Annotated in this window: 15 protein-coding genes and 1 pseudogene; 12 read left to right on the top strand and 4 right to left on the bottom strand. The window is 60.6% G+C overall.

Annotation, left to right across the window (positions count from 1 at the left end; genetic code table 11):
• Window positions 1-25: 25 nt before the first annotated feature.
• The 7 genes from plsY (at window position 26) to rpmG (ending at window position 9248) form a co-directional block, all read left to right on the top strand.
• Window positions 26-643, top strand: a complete 618-nt coding sequence (gene plsY, locus HGP16_RS25035; protein ID WP_205926697.1) for a glycerol-3-phosphate 1-O-acyltransferase PlsY — start codon at window positions 26-28, stop codon at window positions 641-643.
• Window positions 643-1791 carry a DNA-processing protein DprA gene (gene dprA / locus HGP16_RS25030; protein ID WP_168842697.1) on the top strand — a complete coding sequence of 383 codons (1149 nt, stop codon included), beginning with the start codon at window positions 643-645 and terminating at the stop codon, window positions 1789-1791. The genes plsY and dprA overlap by 1 nt, the downstream gene beginning before the upstream one ends.
• Window positions 1792-1966: 175 nt before the next feature.
• A complete protein-coding gene (topA, locus tag HGP16_RS25025; protein WP_168842833.1) occupies window positions 1967-4633 on the top strand; it encodes a type I DNA topoisomerase in 2667 nt (888 codons plus the stop codon).
• Window positions 4630-7005, top strand: a complete 2376-nt coding sequence (rnr, locus tag HGP16_RS25020; protein WP_168842696.1) for a ribonuclease R — start codon at window positions 4630-4632, stop codon at window positions 7003-7005. The genes topA and rnr overlap by 4 nt, the downstream gene beginning before the upstream one ends.
• A 32-nt stretch (window positions 7006-7037) precedes the next feature.
• Entirely contained in the window at window positions 7038-7493 is a 456-nt protein-coding gene (locus HGP16_RS25015) for a DUF983 domain-containing protein (RefSeq protein ID WP_168842695.1), read from the top strand.
• 306 nt (window positions 7494-7799) lie between these two features.
• The gene (locus tag HGP16_RS25010) at window positions 7800-8984 is read left to right on the top strand and encodes an MFS transporter (RefSeq protein ID WP_168842694.1); all 1185 of its coding nucleotides are present in this window, start codon (window positions 7800-7802) and stop codon (window positions 8982-8984) included.
• A 96-nt stretch (window positions 8985-9080) separates the two neighbouring features.
• A complete protein-coding gene (rpmG, locus tag HGP16_RS25005; RefSeq protein WP_003547442.1) occupies window positions 9081-9248 on the top strand; it encodes a 50S ribosomal protein L33 in 168 nt (55 codons plus the stop codon).
• A gap of 813 nt (window positions 9249-10061) precedes the next feature.
• Here rpmG and HGP16_RS25000 read toward each other — a convergent pair.
• Together HGP16_RS25000 and HGP16_RS24995 are read right to left on the bottom strand one after the other, a co-directional pair.
• The gene (locus tag HGP16_RS25000; RefSeq protein ID WP_168842693.1) at window positions 10062-11435 is read right to left on the bottom strand and encodes a PleD family two-component system response regulator; all 1374 of its coding nucleotides are present in this window, start codon (window positions 11433-11435) and stop codon (window positions 10062-10064) included.
• A 16-nt stretch (window positions 11436-11451) separates the two neighbouring features.
• Complete coding sequence (locus HGP16_RS24995) at window positions 11452-11823, bottom strand: response regulator (RefSeq protein WP_028754034.1); 372 nt, start codon at window positions 11821-11823, stop codon at window positions 11452-11454.
• Window positions 11824-11954: 131 nt separating this feature from the next.
• On the opposite strand from HGP16_RS24995, the gene HGP16_RS24990 reads away from it, so the two are divergent.
• Window positions 11955-12263, top strand: coding sequence for a DUF3572 domain-containing protein (locus HGP16_RS24990; RefSeq protein ID WP_168842692.1), 309 nt, complete (start codon window positions 11955-11957; stop codon window positions 12261-12263).
• Window positions 12264-12265: 2 nt separating this feature from the next.
• Window positions 12266-12913, top strand: a complete 648-nt coding sequence (locus tag HGP16_RS24985) for a hypothetical protein (RefSeq protein WP_168842691.1) — start codon at window positions 12266-12268, stop codon at window positions 12911-12913.
• Window positions 12914-12942: 29 nt separating this feature from the next.
• Here HGP16_RS24985 and HGP16_RS24980 read toward each other — a convergent pair whose 3' ends face one another.
• Window positions 12943-13521, bottom strand: a complete 579-nt coding sequence (locus HGP16_RS24980) for a GNAT family N-acetyltransferase (RefSeq protein ID WP_168842690.1) — start codon at window positions 13519-13521, stop codon at window positions 12943-12945.
• 83 nt (window positions 13522-13604) lie between these two features.
• Here HGP16_RS24980 and HGP16_RS24975 point away from each other — a divergent pair, with 83 nt between their 5' ends.
• From HGP16_RS24975 to HGP16_RS24965, 3 genes are all read left to right on the top strand, one after another.
• A complete protein-coding gene (locus tag HGP16_RS24975) occupies window positions 13605-14894 on the top strand; it encodes a DNA polymerase IV (RefSeq protein WP_168842689.1) in 1290 nt (429 codons plus the stop codon).
• A gap of 190 nt (window positions 14895-15084) precedes the next feature.
• Window positions 15085-16125, top strand: coding sequence for a GH25 family lysozyme (locus HGP16_RS24970; RefSeq protein WP_168842688.1), 1041 nt, complete (start codon window positions 15085-15087; stop codon window positions 16123-16125).
• Window positions 16126-16321: 196 nt separating this feature from the next.
• Entirely contained in the window at window positions 16322-17593 is a 1272-nt protein-coding gene (locus tag HGP16_RS24965) for a L,D-transpeptidase family protein (protein WP_168842687.1), read from the top strand.
• A gap of 13 nt (window positions 17594-17606) precedes the next feature.
• Here the strand turns inward: HGP16_RS24965 and HGP16_RS24960 are convergent.
• Window positions 17607-17789, bottom strand: a pseudogene (locus HGP16_RS24960) (IS5/IS1182 family transposase); the annotation flags it as partial.

The following is a 17789-nucleotide window of genomic DNA, read 5'->3' as shown; positions in this document are numbered from 1 at the left end:
AAGGGTTTACGGAGAATAAGACGTGATGGCGGATTTCTGGACTTGGCAGCTCACCCCGCAGACCGCGCTGGCCGGCCTCGTCATCGGCTACCTGCTCGGCTCGATCCCCTTCGGCCTGCTGCTGACGCGCATGGCCGGCCTCGGCGACGTGCGCAGCATCGGCTCTGGCAATATCGGCGCGACCAACGTGCTGCGCACCGGCAATAAGGGGCTGGCTGCGGCCACGCTGCTGCTCGACGCCTTCAAGGGCACGGCCGCCGTCCTGGTCGTCGGGCATTTCTTCGGCGGCGACGCCGGCGTGCTTGCTGGTTTCGCTGCCTTCATCGGCCACATCTTTCCGGTCTGGATCGGCTTCAAGGGCGGCAAGGGCGTTGCGACCTATCTCGGCATCCTGCTGGGCCTCGCGCCGCTGATGGCGCTGATTTTCGCCATCGTCTGGCTGGTCATTGCCTTCACCACCCGCTATTCCTCGCTTTCCGCGCTGGTTGCAACCCTTGTCATACCGGTTGTATTGTGGATATTGGGCGCCGACAAGATCGCCGCGGCCATGGCGCTGATGACCATCATCTCCTGGTACAAGCACAGGGCCAACATTGCCCGGCTGACCGCCGGAACGGAAAGCAAGATCGGAGCGAAGGGGTAATGGACACAGGCAGCGCAAGACGGACCGGAGTTGCGCTGACCGAAAAACAAAGGATCGCCTGGCTCAGGCTCATCCGCTCCGACAATGTCGGGCCATCCACCTTTCGCGATCTCATCCATCATTACGGTTCCGCCGAAGCAGCACTTGCCATGCTGCCGGAGCTTTCGCAGCGCGGCGGCTCGACGCGCGCCATCCGCATCGCCGCCGAACGGGACGCATTGCGGGAGTTGGAGGCGGCACATCGCTTCGGCGCGCGCTTCGTCGGCATCGGCGAGCCGGACTATCCCCCTGCCCTTCGGGAGATCGACGGCGCGCCGCCGCTTCTTGCCGTCAAAGGCAGCATGCCCACAGCGACACATCCGGCAATCGGCGTGGTCGGCTCCCGAAACGCCTCGATCAGCGGCGCCAAATTCACGGCCATGATCGCGCGCACCTGCGGCGAAGCAGGTTATGCAGTGGTCTCCGGTCTGGCGCGCGGTATCGATACGGCGGCCCATCGCGCCAGCCTCGAAACGGGTACGATCACCGCTTTAGCGGGTGGGCTCGACCAGCCCTACCCGCCCGAGAATATCGGCCTGCTGAACGAGATATGGGATGGCAACGGGCTTGCCGTCAGCGAAATGCCGTTCGGCTGGGAGCCGCGCGCCCGCGATTTCCCGCGCCGCAACCGTCTCATCGCGGGCATCTCGCTCGGCGTCGTGGTCATCGAAGCGGCAACCCGCTCCGGCTCGTTGATAACCGCCCGTCTTGCGGGGGAATTCGGCAGGCTTGTCTTCGCCGTTCCCGGCTCGCCGCTTGATCCGCGCTGCGAAGGCACCAACGGTCTGCTGAAAGACGGCGCGATGATCGTGACGACGCCGGCCGATATTGTCGAAGCGCTGCGGCCGCTCGCCGAGCCGGATCTCTTTCGTCCCCGGCCGGCCGAGGCTCCCGTCGAAAGGAGCAAGCCGCTTTCTGCCCCGCCCGATGATGCCGAGCGCGACCATATCGTCGAAGCGCTCGGGCCGACACCGGTCGAGATCGACGACATCGTCCGCCACACCGGTCTGCCGATAGCGGCGATTCATTCCGTCCTTCTCGAGTTGGACATGGCCGGCCGGCTGCATCGCCATCCCGGCGGACTGGTGTCGATCTCCATGCTGGATTGAAAAGTGTGACACGCGTACCAATTCTAAGCATCGCATCGCCGCACCAAGCGCAAAAATCGCCTTCGCCTCTTGACCGCGACGAATTCCCTGTCCATGTCGGAAGGCCGGGAAGCCGGAAAAACCCGGTATCTCCCGCGCCTTATACCGGCGCGACCTCTTATTCAGAGACTTGATGATGAACGTTGTAGTGGTGGAATCGCCTGCCAAGGCCAAGACAATCAACAAATATCTGGGACCCGGATATAAGGTTCTTGCTTCCTTCGGCCATGTGCGTGACCTGCCCGCCAAAGACGGTTCGGTACTGCCGGATCAAGATTTCGAAATGCTCTGGGAAGTCGATGCCGCGTCGCAAAAGCGCATGAAGGACATCGCCGACGCGATGAAATCCTCCGACGGCCTGTTTCTCGCGACCGACCCGGATCGCGAGGGTGAAGCCATTTCCTGGCACGTGCTAGACCTGCTCAACAAAAAGCGCGTCATCAACGGCAAGCCGGTGAAGCGCGTCGTCTTCAACGCCATCACCAAGAAGGCCGTGCTCGACGCCATGGCCGAGCCGCGCGACATCGATGTGCCGCTGGTGGATGCCTATCTCGCCCGCCGCGCCCTCGACTATCTCGTCGGCTTCAACCTGTCGCCGGTCCTGTGGCGCAAGCTTCCGGGCGCCCGCTCGGCTGGCCGCGTGCAGTCGGTCGCGCTACGTCTCGTCTGTGATCGCGAGTCCGAGATCGAGCGCTTCATCTCGGAAGAATACTGGAACCTGTCGGCCATCCTGAAGACTCCGCGCGGCGACGAATTCGAAGCGCGGCTGGTGTCAGCGGACGGCAAGCGCCTGCAGCCGCGCGCCATCGGCAACGGCGAGGACGCCGGCAGGCTGAAGGCTTTGCTGGAGGGTGCCTCCTATGTCGTCGACACTGTCGAGGCGAAGCCGGTCAAGCGCAATCCGAGCCCGCCATTCACCACTTCGACACTGCAGCAGGCCGCTTCCTCCAAGCTCGGCTTCTCGGCTTCGCGCACTATGCAGGTGGCGCAAAAGCTTTATGAAGGCGTCGACATCGGCGGCGAGACCGTCGGTCTCATCACCTATATGCGTACCGACGGCGTTCAGATGGCCCCGGAAGCGATCGATGCCGCGCGTAGCGCCATCGCCAATCAGTTCGGCGACCGTTACCTGCCGGAAAAGGCGCGCTTCTATTCCACCAAGGCAAAGAATGCCCAGGAAGCACACGAAGCGATCCGCCCGACCGACTTCGAGCGCGTGCCGGACCGCATCCGCAAGTTCCTCGACGACGACCAGCTGAAGCTCTACGACCTGATCTGGAAACGCGGCATTGCCAGCCAGATGGCATCGGCCGAAATCGAGCGCACGACGGTCGAGATCCTGGCCGACAACGCCGGCAAGAAGGCAGGCCTGCGCGCCGTCGGCTCCGTTATCCGGTTCGACGGCTTCATCGCCGCCTATACCGACCAGAAGGAAGACGGTGAACAGAGCGACGACAGCGAAGAAGGCGGTCGTCTGCCGGAGATCAATGCGCGCGAAAACCTCGCCAAGCAGAAGATCAATTCGACCCAGCATTTCACCGAACCGCCGCCGCGCTATTCTGAGGCGTCGCTGATCAAGAAGATGGAAGAACTCGGCATCGGCCGCCCCTCCACCTATGCGGCGACGCTCGCGACGCTGCGCGACCGCGATTACGTGACCATCGACAAGCGCAAGCTGCTGCCGCAGGCCAAGGGCCGGCTGGTGACGGCCTTCCTCGAAAGCTTCTTCACCAAATATGTGGAATATGATTTCACGGCCGATCTGGAAGAGAAGCTCGACCGCATTTCGGCCGGCGAGCTGAATTGGAAGGACGTGCTGCGCGACTTCTGGCGCGATTTCTTTGCCCAGATCGAAGACACCAAGGAATTGCGCGTCACCAACGTTCTCGACGCCTTGAACGAGGCGCTCGCCCCGCTCGTCTTCCCGAAGCGTGAAGACGGCAGCGACCCGCGCATCTGCCAGGTATGCGGCACGGGCAATCTCTCGCTGAAGCTCGGCAAATACGGCGCCTTCGTCGGCTGCTCGAACTATCCGGAATGCAACTATACGCGCCAGCTTTCGTCGGAAGGCGGCGCGGAGGCCGAATCCAACGGATTGAACGAGCCGAAGGCACTCGGCGCGGATCCGGTCACCGGCGAGGAGCTGACGCTGCGTTCCGGCCGTTTCGGACCCTATATTCAGCGCGGTGATGGCAAAGATGCCAAACGTGCTTCGTTGCCGAAAGGCTGGAAGCCGGAGGATATCGATTACGAGAAGGCGATGGCACTGATCTCGCTGCCGCGTGACATCGGCAAGCATCCGGAAAGCGGCAAGATGATCTCGTCCGGCATCGGCCGCTATGGTCCGTTCCTTCTGCATGACGGCAGCTACGCCAATCTCGAAAGCGTCGAGGATGTCTTCACCGTCGGCCTGAACCGCGCGGTCACCGTTCTTGCAGAAAAGCAGAGCAAGGCCGGCGGCGGAGCGCGCGGTACGCCCGCGGCGTTGAAGGATCTCGGCGCGCATCCGGATGGCGGCGGCGCAATCACCGTTCGCGATGGCAAGTATGGTCCCTACGTCAATTGGGGCAAGGTCAATGCGACGCTGCCGAAAGGCACGGATCCGCAGGCGATCACCGTCGAGGAAGCCCTGGCTCTGATCGCAGCCAAGGCCGGCAAGAGCGGCGGTACCACCAAGAAGGCGCCTGCCAGGGCAAAGGCTGCGGCAGCCGGCGCAAAAGCGACGAAAACCACCGCCAAGCCGAAGGCTGCTGCAAAGAAGCCCGCGGCCAAGACGGCAGCGAAAAAGAAGAGTGCAGAGTGAGCAGAGAACCGCGCGGCAGGAACCCATCGTCGGAACGACGTTCCGGCAAACCCGGCCGCGCCGGCAAGGCAGGCGATGACGAGCCGATGATGGCAATCGTCCACGGCATTCTGCCGCCGCGCGAGATCATCCTGCGCTTCATCGCCGAACATCCGCAGCAGGCCTCCAAACGCGAACTGGCCAAAGCCTTCGGCCTGAAGGGCGAGAGCCGCGTCGCGCTGAAGGAACTGCTGCGCGAACTCGAAGAAGAAGGCATGGTGCAGAAGAGCCGCAAGTCGCTCATCCGCCCTGGCGCACTGCCGCCGATCGCCGTTCTCGACATCACCACGCGCGATAAGGATGGCGAACTGATCGGCCGGCCCGCAGAATGGGCTGACGAAAACGGCGTCGCACCTGCCGTGATGATCAAGCAGTCCTCCTCGCCCGCCGGCCGCAATGGCAAGGGCAAGGCGCCGGTCGCCGGCATGGGCGACCGCATTCTCGCGAAGATCTTTCCGGCCGTGGATCGCGGCGGCCCAGCCTATACGGCTCGCATCATCAAGGTCCTCGACAAGCGGAAGGGTGCCTCCATGGGCGTCTTCCGCGAAACACCGGGCGGCGGCGGCCGGCTGATGCCGATCGAGCGTCGCGGCGAGGAGATGGTCGTCGATCCGGGCTATACCGGCGACGCCAAGGACGGCGATCTCGTCGAGGTGGAAATTGCCCGCCTCGGCCGCTTCGGCCTGCCGCGCGCCAAGGTGCTGTCGGTCATCGGCTCGGTCGCTTCGGAAAAGGCGATCTCCATGATCGCCATCCATGCGCATGGAATCCCGCATGTCTTTCCCGCCGCCGCGATAGCGGAGGCCGATGCCGCCAAGCCCGCGACCATGTCGCATCGCGAGGATTGGCGCAGCCTGCCGCTGATAACAATCGATCCGGCCGACGCCAAGGATCATGACGACGCCGTCTATGCCGAAATGGACCCATCGCCGGACAATCCGGATGGCGTGATCGTCACCGTCGCCATCGCGGACGTCTCCTGGTACGTGCGGCCGAACTCGCCGCTCGACCGCGAAGCGCTGAAGCGCGGCAATTCGGTCTATTTCCCCGATCGTGTCGTGCCGATGTTGCCTGAGCGCATCTCCAACGATCTCTGCTCGTTGAAGGAAGGCGTCGACCGTCCTGCCCTCGCCGTGCGAATGATCTTCTCCAGGGAGGGCCGGAAGGCCGGCCACACCTTTCATCGCGTCATGATGAAGAGCGCGGCCAAGCTTTCCTACCAGCAGGCCCAGGCGGCGATCGACGGCAAGCCCGACGACAAGACCGGACCGATGCTGGAGCCGATCCTCAAACCGCTCTGGCATGCCTACGACATCCTGAAAAAGGGCCGTGACCGTCGCCAGCCGCTCGAGCTCGACATGCCCGAACGCAAGATCCTGCTGACACCCGATGGTACGGTCGACCGGGTCGTCGTGCCGCCTCGCCTCGATGCGCACAAGCTCATCGAAGAGATGATGATCCAGGCAAACGTCGCCGCCGCCGAGACGCTGGAGAAACGGAAGCAGGCGCTCGTCTATCGTATCCATGACGGGCCGACGCTCGCCAAGCAGGAGGTCCTGCGCGAATTTCTGGCCACCCTCGGCATATCACTGCCCAAGGGCGGCAATGTTCGGGCCAACAGTTTCAACGGCATCCTCGCCAAAGCCGATGGCACCCCGCATCAGACGATGGTCAACGAGATGGTGCTGCGCTCGCAGAGCCAGGCGATCTACAGCCCCGACAACATCGGGCACTTCGGCCTGAACCTGATGAAATACGCCCACTTCACCTCGCCGATCCGCCGTTACGCCGATCTGATCGTGCATCGCGCGCTCGTCGGCTCGCTCGGCCTCGGCGAAGGCGCAATTACGCCGGACGAAGAGGCATCGCTTGACGATATCGCCGCCGAAATCTCGACCTTCGAACGCCGCGCCATGGCTGCCGAGCGCGAGACCGTGGACCGGCTCATCGCCCATCATCTGGCTGGCAAGGTCGGTACGGAATTCGAGGCGCGCGTCGGCGGTGTCACCAAGTCGGGACTTTTTGTCACCCTACCGGACTATGGCGCCGACGGTTTCATCCCTATATCCACGCTGGGCTCCGATTATTTCATCTACGATGAGGCGCATCAGGCACTGACAGGCGAGAGAACGGGGCTCGGCTATCGTCTCGGCGATGACGTCAGCGTGAGGCTCGCCGAAGCCGTGCCGCTTGCCGGAGCTCTGCGCTTCGAAATGCTGAGCGAAGGCAGGCCGATGCCGACCGCGGTGCGTTCCTTCCACAAGGCGGCCCGCCGCAACAAGAGCCAGGCCCGCAAGGCGCCGGGCACAAGACCGCCGCGCGGACGCAGGTAAAAGGCGGCTACCGGCAGGAAGGAAACGCATTCATGACGGGCAGCCCATCCGACTCTCCCACCCGCTTCGGTGGCTCCGATGAAAGCGAGCGTCCGCTTGGACGATCGATTTCCCGCGGCATGCAGAACCGCTGCCCGCGCTGCGGCACCGGCAGGCTCTTCCGCGCCTTCCTGAAACCGGTGGATCATTGTGCCGCATGCGGCGAGGAAATCTTTCATCAGCGCGCCGACGATCTGCCGCCCTATCTGGTGATCCTGGTTCTCGGCCACGTCATCGTTGGCGGCTACATGCTGACAGACATGACTTTCAAATTGCCGCTCTGGGCACATCTCGCCATATGGGCACCCATTACCGTCATCACGGCGCTTGCCGTCATTCAACCGATCAAAGGCGGTGTCATCGGCCTGCAATGGGCGCTCCGGATGCATGGATTCGGCGGACATGACGACAGTCCGGAAGAATGGGATGAGGGGAACGGCCGGTCGTGACAATGCCCGCCCGCCTATGCAGCCGGCCCGGACAAAGGGCCGAGGTTGTCTCGCAACGTTGCACTCTTCTATCGGGAATCACTATCGATTCGCCGCATATTCGCGATTTGCGCGAGATGGTTCATCAGCAACGGCTTGACATCAGCAACATTTCTTGTCTGAACATGCCGCGCGTCAAGGGGACTATTCCGGAGGGTTTGACCGATCTCATGAAAGCCGACCCGTCACCTGAATTTGGCCGAGCCGTGGCTTTCTATGTTGCGCATCCGGATCGATTCGCCTGCCTCATGCTCCAGGAATTAGTTTATGCTTGAACCGACGAACGACAAGGCCGGCCATGTCGAAGAAATTCACTGGCCTTCGCTCGTTGCAGCCATTGCCTCCGTGTCCGCCGTCGGCATCGCCATCGGGCTGGGCCTGCCGCTTCTCAGCATCATCCTCGAAAAGCGCGGCATTCCTTCGAGCCTGATCGGGCTCAACACGGCGATGATGGGTGTAGCCTCGATGCTGGCCGCGGTCATCACGACCAAGCTCGCGCATCGCTTCGGCGTCGTGCAGACGATGATCTGGGCGGTCTTTCTCTCGGCGCTGAGCTCGCTCGGCTTCTATTACGCAGAAAACCTGCTGTTGTGGTTTCCGTTGCGCATCGTGTTCCACGGAGCGACAACGACCCTTTTCATCCTGTCGGAATTCTGGATCAACGCGGCCTCACCGCCTTCCAAGCGCGGCTTCGTGCTCGGCCTTTACTCCACGGTGTTCTCCCTCGGCTTTGCGGCCGGCCCCCTGCTCTTCTCCGTGGTCGGCAGCGAGGGCTTGATGCCCTTCGTTGTCGGCGCCTGCATCATCCTGGCCGCCGCCATTCCGATCTTCATTGCGCGCAATGAGAGCCCGATCGTCGACGAGAAGCCCGAACTGCATTTCGTCCGTTACATCTTCCTGGTGCCGACGGCGACGGCGGCTGTCTTCGTGTTCGGCGCGGTAACCGTCGGCGGCGGTTCGCTGTTCACCAGCTATGCGACGCGCCTCGGCTTCAACGAATCGCAGGCCGCATTGCTGCTGACCGTCATGGGCGTGGGCAATTTCGTCTTCCAAATTCCGCTCGGGCTGCTTGCCGACCGCATGCGCGACAAGCGGCCGCTGTTGTCGATCATGGCTACGATCGGCTTTGTCGGCGCGCTTCTGCTGCCGTCGCTGTCGTCAAACTGGATTATTCTGGCCACCATCCTGCTCTTCTGGGGCGGCTGCGTTTCGGGCATGTATACGGTCGGACTCAGCCATCTCGGCACGCGGCTGACCGGCGCGGACCTTGTGGCAGCCAATGCCGCCTTCGTCTTCTGCTATGCCATCGGCATGGTTCTCGGGCCGCCGACGATCGGCACGGCAATGGATTTCGCCAATCCCAGCGGCTTTGCCTGGGCCGTGGCCTTTTTCTTCGGCCTTTATGTCCTGCTTTCGGGGATACGGCTGCTTTTCATGGGCAACAGGGGTTGACTTTTCGGGCGCGATTTGTAGTTTCGCGCCAGAATTCGCCGTGGACCTCCGCACTGGCCGTCCACGGCGTTCATTTTTATTAAAGGCAGGACGACTATGGCCAAGGCTACCACCATCAAGATCAAGCTGCTGTCGACGGCCGACACTGGTTTCTTTTACGTCACGACGAAGAACAGCCGTACGATGACGGACAAGATGACGAAGACGAAGTACGACCCGGTTGCGAAGAAGCACGTCGAGTTCAAGGAAACGAAGATCAAGTAAGCTTCCTAAACCTCAGGTTACAAAAAGGCGCAACCTACGGGTTCGCGCCTTTTTTTGTTTTTGCTGAGGATTTCCGGGACAAAGTCCAATTTTTCCGCATCATCAGGGCTGAGAGCTGACCGCCCTCACGGAAAAGAAAAAACGCCGCCTTCGACGAACGAAGAGCGGCGTTTTTGAATTGGGGGCCGGCTAGCCTGCAAAACGGCACGAGGAACCGTTATCTTTCTGCCTGCCAGCCGACCGACCCCACGACCCAGGAGATGCGGCGGACCTGAGCATCATGGGGTATCTTGGAAACCCTTGCGGGCTGTCTGTGTACGAGACTAAATTCGCGCGAAATCGAAAGGAAATCAACAAATTCTTAATGATAAAAAATACCTGCCTGCTCGGATGGTTAAAATTCATGACTTTGAGAAAAAGAATGTCCGATAGTTTTAACAAATCGAGGTCAAGAAGGACTAAAGAATAAAGATCTAATTCCTGCGGAGAAGGAAAAAACCGAATACATATATTCAATGAATATCTGAATATATAAATTATTTTCAGTTAAAGTCGCACCTCTCGACTTTTATATAGCAGCAAAATTTCAAACAATTCTCATATATATAATAAAATTGTGACGAAATTCCAATCTTTCTCCAAATACGCATGTATTCATCTCGAGACGAGATAAAAGTACGAGCCTTTTCTTTCAGCAATGCAGAAGCGGTACATCATGGAGGAGCACAGAACAATTTTTTTTGACCATTGTTCAAAACTTGAAAAACACCCTCAATATTGGGAGGTGGTGCCCGCTTTAATGATCCGCTACCGTCAAGCGGCCGAGGCGACGACCCTGTTGCGGCCTGCTCTTTTTGCTTCATAAAGCGCAAGATCAGCCTGTTTCATCAATTGCTCCGGCGCCTCGATTGTGTCCAAACGAGACGAAATGCCGAAGGATGCGGTAATGTTAAGCGCGACACCGCCGTCCCGCAGCTTCACCGGCATATTTTCTACCGCTGCGCGCAGACGTTCGGCGATCGCAGCCGCAATATCGGCTGTTGTATCCGGCATGACGACAACAAATTCCTCGCCGCCGTAGCGGCAGGCCAGATCGGCGCCGCGCACCGTTGAGCGGATGCGCGCCGCGAATTCCTTCAACACCTCGTCGCCGGCATCGTGACCGTAGGTGTCGTTGACGGTCTTGAAACGATCTATGTCGGTGATCAGGACGGAAAGCGGCCGTCCCCGCGCCAGGGAACGATCGAAAAGCACCTTGAGGTGATTGTCCAGGTATCGCCTGTTGTGCAGGCCGGTGAGCGCGTCGGTGACGGCAAGCTCGATGGTCTGCTGCACGCTGGCGCGTAACCGGTCATTATAGCGCTTGCGCCGTATCTGGGTGAGACAGCGGGCGACGAGCTCGTTCGGATCGATCGGACGGACAATATAGTCGTTGACGCCGAGGTCGAGCGCACGGACGATCATCTCGTCGGCCCCCTGCTCCGTCACCAGCAGCACCGGCAGGAAGCGCGTGCGCTCCAGCGAGCGAAGCTGCGAGCAAAGCCGCAGCGGATCGTAGTCTTCGAAATTCGAATTCACGATGACGAGTTCGAAAGGCCGCTCGGCCGCTTCGAACAAGGCGGCCTGCGGATCGGACATTGCGACGACCTGGGCGATCGGCTTGAGCGTACGGATGATACGCTCCTGCGAATTGGCGCGGCCATCGACCAGAAGCACCTGTCCGGCTTCGTCGGCGCGACCATCGCCGGCCCGAAGCAGATCGTCGATGCCGAAATTGCGCGCGGTCTCGCTGCGCATATTCAATTCGTCACTCAGCGTCTTCAAGCGAAGAAGGCTCTTGACGCGGGAAATAAGCTGCAGGTCGTTGACCGGCTTCGTCAGGAAGTCGTCGGCACCGGCCTTCAAGCCGCGCACACGGTCGGCCGGCTGGTCGAGCGCGGTGACCATGACGACGGGAATATGCGCCGTACGCGGATCCGACTTCAGGCGCTCGCATACTTCAAATCCGTCCATGCCGGGCATCATGATGTCGAGAAGGATGAGATCGACCTGAGCGTTCGCACAAACCGCGAGCGCCTTCAAACCGTCTTCCGCCGTCAGCACTTCGAAATATTCGGCAAGCAGCCGCGCTTCCAAAAGCTTTACGTTGGCGGGGATATCGTCGACTACCAGGATGCGCGCGGTCATCAGCTCTTCCCCATCATCAGGCATCGCCCAGATAGGTCTTAATGGTCTCAATGAATTTCGGCACCGAAATCGGCTTCGAGACATAGGCCTCGCATCCGCCCTGGCGAATGCGCTCCTCGTCGCCCTTCATGGCGAAGGCCGTAACCGCAATTACGGGGATGACGTGGAGATCATCGTCTTCCTTCAGCCATTTGGTGACTTCCAGGCCGGAAACCTCCGGAAGCTGGATATCCATGAGAATCAGGTCCGGACGATGCTTGCGAGCGAGATCGAGCGCTTCCATACCGTTACGGGTCTGGATCGTCGTATAGCCGGAAGCCTCGATCAGATCGCGAAAGAGCTTCATATTGAGCTCATTGTCTTCTACAATCATTACCTGTTTAGGCATGGAAAGCTGTCCCTGCATCCGGTATTGCATCCATTCTCTCGAAATATAGGGTCGCGAGGAACCGATTCCAGAAATACTTGAATCGCAAACTACCGGCATTTGGTTGAAAAATAGGTAACTTACCCTTCGAAATGCAAAGTAACTTCAAGAACCCAAAGAAGAATGCGGCCGCCCCGCAAGAGACCGCGATTGCCGTACTCGGCTGGCTGGCCAACGAACCGGATATGTTCGGCCGTTTCCTGGCGCTGACCGGCGTGGAGCCTGCACAGGTGCGCAACGCCATCAACGAGCCCGCCTTTCTCGCCGGCATGCTCGACTTCCTCATGAACCATGAACCGACATTGCTGGCCTTTTGCGAGGCAAGCGGCATTCCACCGGAGGCCGTCGCCGCCGCGTCGGCGCATTTTTCGCCGCCCGGCCTTGCCTCTGGAGAATATTGACCATGGATGCCCCGCTTGAATTCGACGTATCGCATATCCGGCTGCAGGAGCGGCCGCTGATCGTCTGCGATGTCGACGACGTCGTCTTGCATTTCTTTGCCCCTTTCCTGACCTTCATCGACGGCGAAGGCTATGAATTCCTGCCCCGCTCTTTCCGGTTGACGGGCAACATCGTCTCCAAAGACAATGGCTCCGCCTTGGAAGAAAAGGATGTTCACCGGCTGATCGAAGTCTTCTTCGAGGCGCAGGAACAATGGCAGACCCCTTTGGAGCGCGTTGTCGATACGCTCGGCGAATTCTCGAAAGACGCCGATATCGTCTTCCTCACGGCCATGCCGCCGCAGTTCTGGGTCCAGAGACGCCGTCTGCTCGACAGGCTCGAACTTGCCTATCCCCTGCTGGCATCGCTGCAGCCGAAGGGGCCGATCGTGCGATCCCTGCATCGACAGCGCACTATGCCCGTCGCCTTCGTCGACGACATGGCCCACAATCTGCATTCGGTCAGCGACCATGTTCCGGAATGCCTCCTGATCAACCTCAAACCGGATTCCGTCGTTCACCGCATGGCGCCAGCCGTCGCGGCAGGGATCCCCGAAGCAAACGAATGGAGCCAGGCAGCGCCACTGATCCAGGCTCATATCGTGCGCTGACGCCTCCAACCCGATTTGAGAGCCCAATATCAGAGAATAAGGCGCATCAGCGGCCGGCCATCCTTGCGTTTGGCGATCTCCCAGAAGCCGGCCGCTTCGAATATGCGTTGCGAACCCACATAAAGGCCGACGGATTTCGATTGCTTGGTGCGCTCGATCGGACAGCCCTCCAGCAGCCGCGCCCCGGATGCCTTGGCAAAGTTGACCGCCTCCGAAAGCATGCGATGGCTGTGTCCCTGGCCGCGATCGCGCGCATTCATGAAAAAGCAACTGACGGCCCAGATCGAGCCATCCTCCGCATCCGCCGGATCGAGCGGGCGCGATACGGTTTTGGGGGAATTCCATTGCGGCAGTTCGGCGCGCGGACCGACCTGCACCCAGGCAATCGGCTGCCCATCCACATAACCAAGGAGCCCGGGTGGCGGCCCAGCCGCGACGCGCGCCTGTATGAAGCGTTTCTTGGCCGCAGCATCCATCGTCTTGCGTTGCGACGTCGGGACGCGAAAATAGGTACACCAGCAGCCGTAGCAGGCGCCGCTTGGCCCGAAGAGCACCTCGAAATCGCCCCAACGGTCAGGCGTTAGTGGTTGCACGCTTAAAGTCTGCACTCCCCGCTCCCCGACAGTTTTCCGGCTTGAGACTCACAAGCTTAAAACATAAAGTGGCGATGTTCAATTTTTGTTCTCGTTCAATGACCAGTGCGCCCGACAAGATCTCAGGTTTCTGTCGCGATTGCTTGAGCGAGCAATCGGTCGCACGGACGCGCTGTCGCAGCTGCGGCAGCCCTCGCCTCGTCTATCACCGCGAACTCTACGGACTGACGCTGGCGCATATCGACTGCGACGCCTTTTATGCCTCGATCGAGAAGCGCGACAATCCGGAGCTGGCCGACAAGCCAGTCATCATCGGCGGCGGCAAACGCGGCGTCGTTTCCACCGCCTGCTATATCGCCCGCATCCATGGGGTGCGCTCCGCCATGCCGATGTTCAAGGCACTGGAAGCCTGTCCGAACGCAGTCGTCATCCGCCCGAACATGGAAAAATACGTCCGTGTCGGCCGCGAGGTTCGAGGCATGATGCAGGAGCTGACGCCCTTGGTGCAGCCGCTTTCGATCGATGAAGCCTTTCTGGAGCTCGACGGCACGCAGCGGCTTCATCACGATCCGCCGGCCCGCATTCTCGCCAAGTTTGCCCGGCGGGTGGAACAGGAAATCGGCATCACCGTCTCGGTCGGCCTTTCCTATTGCAAGTTCCTCGCCAAGGTCGCCTCCGACCTGCAGAAGCCACGCGGCTTCTCCGTCATCGGGCGGCAAGAGGCACTCTCCTTCCTGGAGCCACGCCCTGTCACCACCATCTGGGGCGTCGGCAAGGCCTTTGCGGCGACGCTGGAGAGCCACGGCATTCGCACGATCGGCCAATTACAGGCCATGGAGGAAGGTGACCTGATGCGTCGCTACGGCGTCATCGGGCAGCGGCTTTTCCGTCTCGCCCGCGGCATCGACGACCGCACGGTGCATCCGAACGAGGCAGCAAAGAGCGTGTCTTCCGAAACGACTTTCTTTGACGACATTTCGCGCCATGACGATCTCGTGCCGATCCTGCGCGATCTCTCGGAGAAGGTGTCGCGGCGCCTGAAGCGCAGCGGCATTGCCGGGCAGACCGTGGTGCTCAAGCTGAAGACCGCCGACTTCAAGACCCGCACGCGCAACCGCCGTCTAGAAGATCCGACCCAGCTTGCCGACCGGATCTTCCGCACCGGCCTGCGCCTGCTCGAACATGAGACCGACGGCACGAAGTTCCGCCTCATCGGCATAGGCGTCACCGATCTTGGCGACGCGGGGCGCGCGGACCCGCCCGATCTCATCGACGTGCAGGCGACACGCCGCGCCGCCGCGGAAGCCGCCATGGACAAGCTCAAAGAAAAATTCGGCAACAGGACGGTCGAGACCGGTTACACATTCGGCGGCAAGCGCCATAAATAACAATGACTTAAAGAAAAGTCACCGACAAGAGACATATGAATGCCTCGCGAATAATCGCGTCACACACGCGATTCTTTGCGATGAAAAGCTCGGATTCAAACTTTTTTGGTAAATTTCCATTAGGACTTGGATTCTGTGACTTCCGAACGGCGCGGATCCGCCGTCGATTGTGTTTTGCGTACGGGTTCCTATGCGTGTATCGGCTGTATCGACCATTCTTCTCGCCTGCCTGACGATCTCAGGCTGCGCTGCCCGAGGTGAGCGCGAAGCCGCGCAAGCCAGCCCGCCTTCCAAGGAAATGACTAGCTCCATCACAAAGAGTAGCCGGCCGATGCCATCGGTCGAAATCGGTGAAACGGTATCACGCGTCGAGCAGCAGCAGGCGCTCGCAGTCGCAATGCCGACGAATCTCCGTCCGGAGGGGCTCATGCCTTCCGACCAGAGCGACGACGATACGCCCGTCCCGCTGCAGCGGCCGCTCGCAATGCTCGCGCCGTCGAATCCCATGCCTCGCGCCATGCGGCAGCAACCGATGCAGATCTACGGCCACCGCTTCCGCGATGCCAAGCCGATCAACTTCGGCTCTTCCACCTCGCCCCGGAAGCTCGCCGTGCATGGCGTCGACGTCTCGCGCTGGCAAGGCGAGATCGACTGGGATACGCTGCGCACCCAGGGCGCGAACTTCGTCTACATCAAGGCGACGGATGGGGGCGATCATCTCGATCCGATGTTCAAGAAGAACTGGCGAGCCGCCCAACAGGCCGGCCTGAAGCATGGTGCCTATCACTTCTTCTATTGGTGCCGGACTGCCGGGGAGCAGGCCGACTGGTTCATCCGCAACGTGCCGAAGGAAGCAGGCGCCCTGCCGCCCGTCATCGATGTGGAATGGAACGGCGAGTCGAGCTGCAAGCGCCGGCCTTCGCGCGAGCAGGTGCTTGCCAAGATGCAGGTCTTCATGGACAAGCTGGAGAGGCATTACGGCCAGCGTCCGATCGTCTATACCGCGCCGGATTTCTATCGCGACAATCTCAGCGGCGAACTGCTCGACTATCCCTTCTGGCTGCGCGCCGTGGCCCAACATCCATCCAAGGTCTATCCGGGCCGGAAATGGCTGTTCTGGCAATATTCCGGCTCCGGCGTCTCCCATGGAGTCGACGGCAAGATCGATCTCAACGCCTTCCACGGCAGCGAGCAAGACTGGCACAACTGGGTGGCTTCCAGCGCTCACTAACCGTCCATTCGATCTCCGCTGATGATTTAACGCCGAGGCGGGGCCGCACCTCGCTTCGGCGTTGCTGAATCTGGCTTCGAATGGATAAACCCCAAGATTTCGCCGGAACGAAAGGACAGTTCTTTTCGGCAAGCCTTCCTTAAACTTCGAAGTCTAATCTTGGCGCTACGAGTATTGCGTTTTGGTTTGTGTCTATATGAAGCCGTTTTTGTTGCTTGGGCTCGGGCTGTTGTCGGCCACTGCCCTCTCACACCCTTCTCTTGCCGCGCCGGATGCCCGCACCCTGCAGATCGTGGTGTCGAAGGACAGGCAGTCGCTTGCCGTCTATGATGGCGACCAAGTGATCGCGACCTCGAAGGTTTCGACCGGCAAGCGGGGGCATACGACACCGAGCGGCATCTTCTCCATTCTGGAAAAGAAGGTCTATCACGAGTCAAATCTCTATTCGGCCGCGCCGATGCCCTACATGCAAAGGCTGACCTGGTCGGGCATTGCGCTGCACGAATCCAACTCGGTTCCGAATTATCCGGCTTCCCACGGCTGCGTGCGCATGCCGAAAGCCTTTGCCAAGATGCTCTACCAGATGACCGAGCGCGGCGTGCATGTCGTCATCGCCAATCAACCCCTGGTGCCGCAGCCTTTCGCGAGCGCAATGCTGTTCCAGCCACCGGCAGCACCTCCACCGGCGCTGCTTTCCGGTATCGAACTGCGCCCGATGACCGCAAGCTTTCTGCCGCAGGGGCAATCCCTGCAGGTCGCGACGAATGACGTGACCTCGATCCGGATACCGAAGGCACAGGAAACCATTGCCCCGCCTGCCGATCCGGCACCGCTCAGCATCCTCATCACCCGACGTGGCCTGCGCGAAAATGTGCGCGACCTCCAGGCCATTTTGAATGGAATGGGCTTCATTACCGGAACGCCCGACGGCATGCTCGGGCCGGCAACGGTGCAGGCGATCGAAGATTTCAAGAAGGCGCATGGCATCACGGCGACGGACAGCCTCGTCAGCCCCTCGCTGATAAAGGCTGTTTATGCCGCCGCCGGCAAGGGCGAACCGCCGAATGGCGCAATCATGGTCCGCCAGAACTTCAAGCCGCTCCTCGAAGGCCCCGCCATCATCGCCGAGCCGCAAGAGGCACTCGGCGTGCATTTCTTCACCGCCAACGCGATCGACCGGATCAGCGGCAAGGCCGACTGGTTCGGCATGACACTGGAAGAAGATCTCAGCAAGCAGACGAAGAAACGGTACGGCATCACCAGCGAGGAACAGTCGCAGTCGCTCGATGCCGCCGGACAGGCGCTTGCCCGCATCACCATTCCAGACGATGCCCGCCACCGCATCGAGGATCTGCTGACGGCAGGTTCTTCGCTGACGATTTCCGACACCGGCGTAGGACCGGAAACCGGCAACGCGACCGATTTCATCACCATCACCAATCATGGTGCGCTGGGCAAGAAGGGCTAGGAAGTGTGGACAGTTATCTGATCCATAGGACGATTGCTGCGATAGTGACGACTGCGAGGTAGTTTTCGGCGGTTTTTTCGAAGCGCGTAGCGACCCTGCGGAACTGCTTGCGTCTCGAGAAGCAGCACTCGATCAGGTGGCGCTGGGCGTAGAGATGCTTGTCCAGCGGGTATTTTTGGGCGCGGGAAGGATTGTT

Origin of the sequence: Rhizobium sp. P40RR-XXII, assembly GCF_012641405.1 — a bacterium.
Taxonomy (GTDB): Bacteria; Pseudomonadota; Alphaproteobacteria; order Rhizobiales; family Rhizobiaceae; genus Rhizobium.
Note: the sequence above shows the minus strand (reverse complement) of the source record. Positions and strands in the feature narration are given on the sequence as shown.

Bases quoted from the DNA above. Each gene is read 5' to 3' on its own strand.
- plsY (WP_205926697.1), top strand. From the start codon at position 26: ATGGCGGATTTCTGGACTTGGCAGCTCACCCCGCAGACCGCGCTGGCC.
- dprA (WP_168842697.1), top strand. From the start codon at position 643: ATGGACACAGGCAGCGCAAGACGGACCGGAGTTGCGCTGACCGAAAAA.
- topA (WP_168842833.1), top strand. From the start codon at position 1,967: ATGAACGTTGTAGTGGTGGAATCGCCTGCCAAGGCCAAGACAATCAAC.
- HGP16_RS25015 (WP_168842695.1), top strand. From the start codon at position 7,038: ATGACGGGCAGCCCATCCGACTCTCCCACCCGCTTCGGTGGCTCCGAT.
- HGP16_RS25010 (WP_168842694.1), top strand. From the start codon at position 7,800: ATGCTTGAACCGACGAACGACAAGGCCGGCCATGTCGAAGAAATTCAC.
- rpmG (WP_003547442.1), top strand. From the start codon at position 9,081: ATGGCCAAGGCTACCACCATCAAGATCAAGCTGCTGTCGACGGCCGAC.
- HGP16_RS25000 (WP_168842693.1), bottom strand. From the start codon at position 11,435: ATGACCGCGCGCATCCTGGTAGTCGACGATATCCCCGCCAACGTAAAG.
- HGP16_RS24995 (WP_028754034.1), bottom strand. From the start codon at position 11,823: ATGCCTAAACAGGTAATGATTGTAGAAGACAATGAGCTCAATATGAAG.
- HGP16_RS24990 (WP_168842692.1), top strand. From the start codon at position 11,955: ATGCAAAGTAACTTCAAGAACCCAAAGAAGAATGCGGCCGCCCCGCAA.
- HGP16_RS24985 (WP_168842691.1), top strand. From the start codon at position 12,266: ATGGATGCCCCGCTTGAATTCGACGTATCGCATATCCGGCTGCAGGAG.
- HGP16_RS24975 (WP_168842689.1), top strand. From the start codon at position 13,605: ATGACCAGTGCGCCCGACAAGATCTCAGGTTTCTGTCGCGATTGCTTG.
- HGP16_RS24970 (WP_168842688.1), top strand. From the start codon at position 15,085: ATGCGTGTATCGGCTGTATCGACCATTCTTCTCGCCTGCCTGACGATC.
- HGP16_RS24965 (WP_168842687.1), top strand. From the start codon at position 16,322: ATGAAGCCGTTTTTGTTGCTTGGGCTCGGGCTGTTGTCGGCCACTGCC.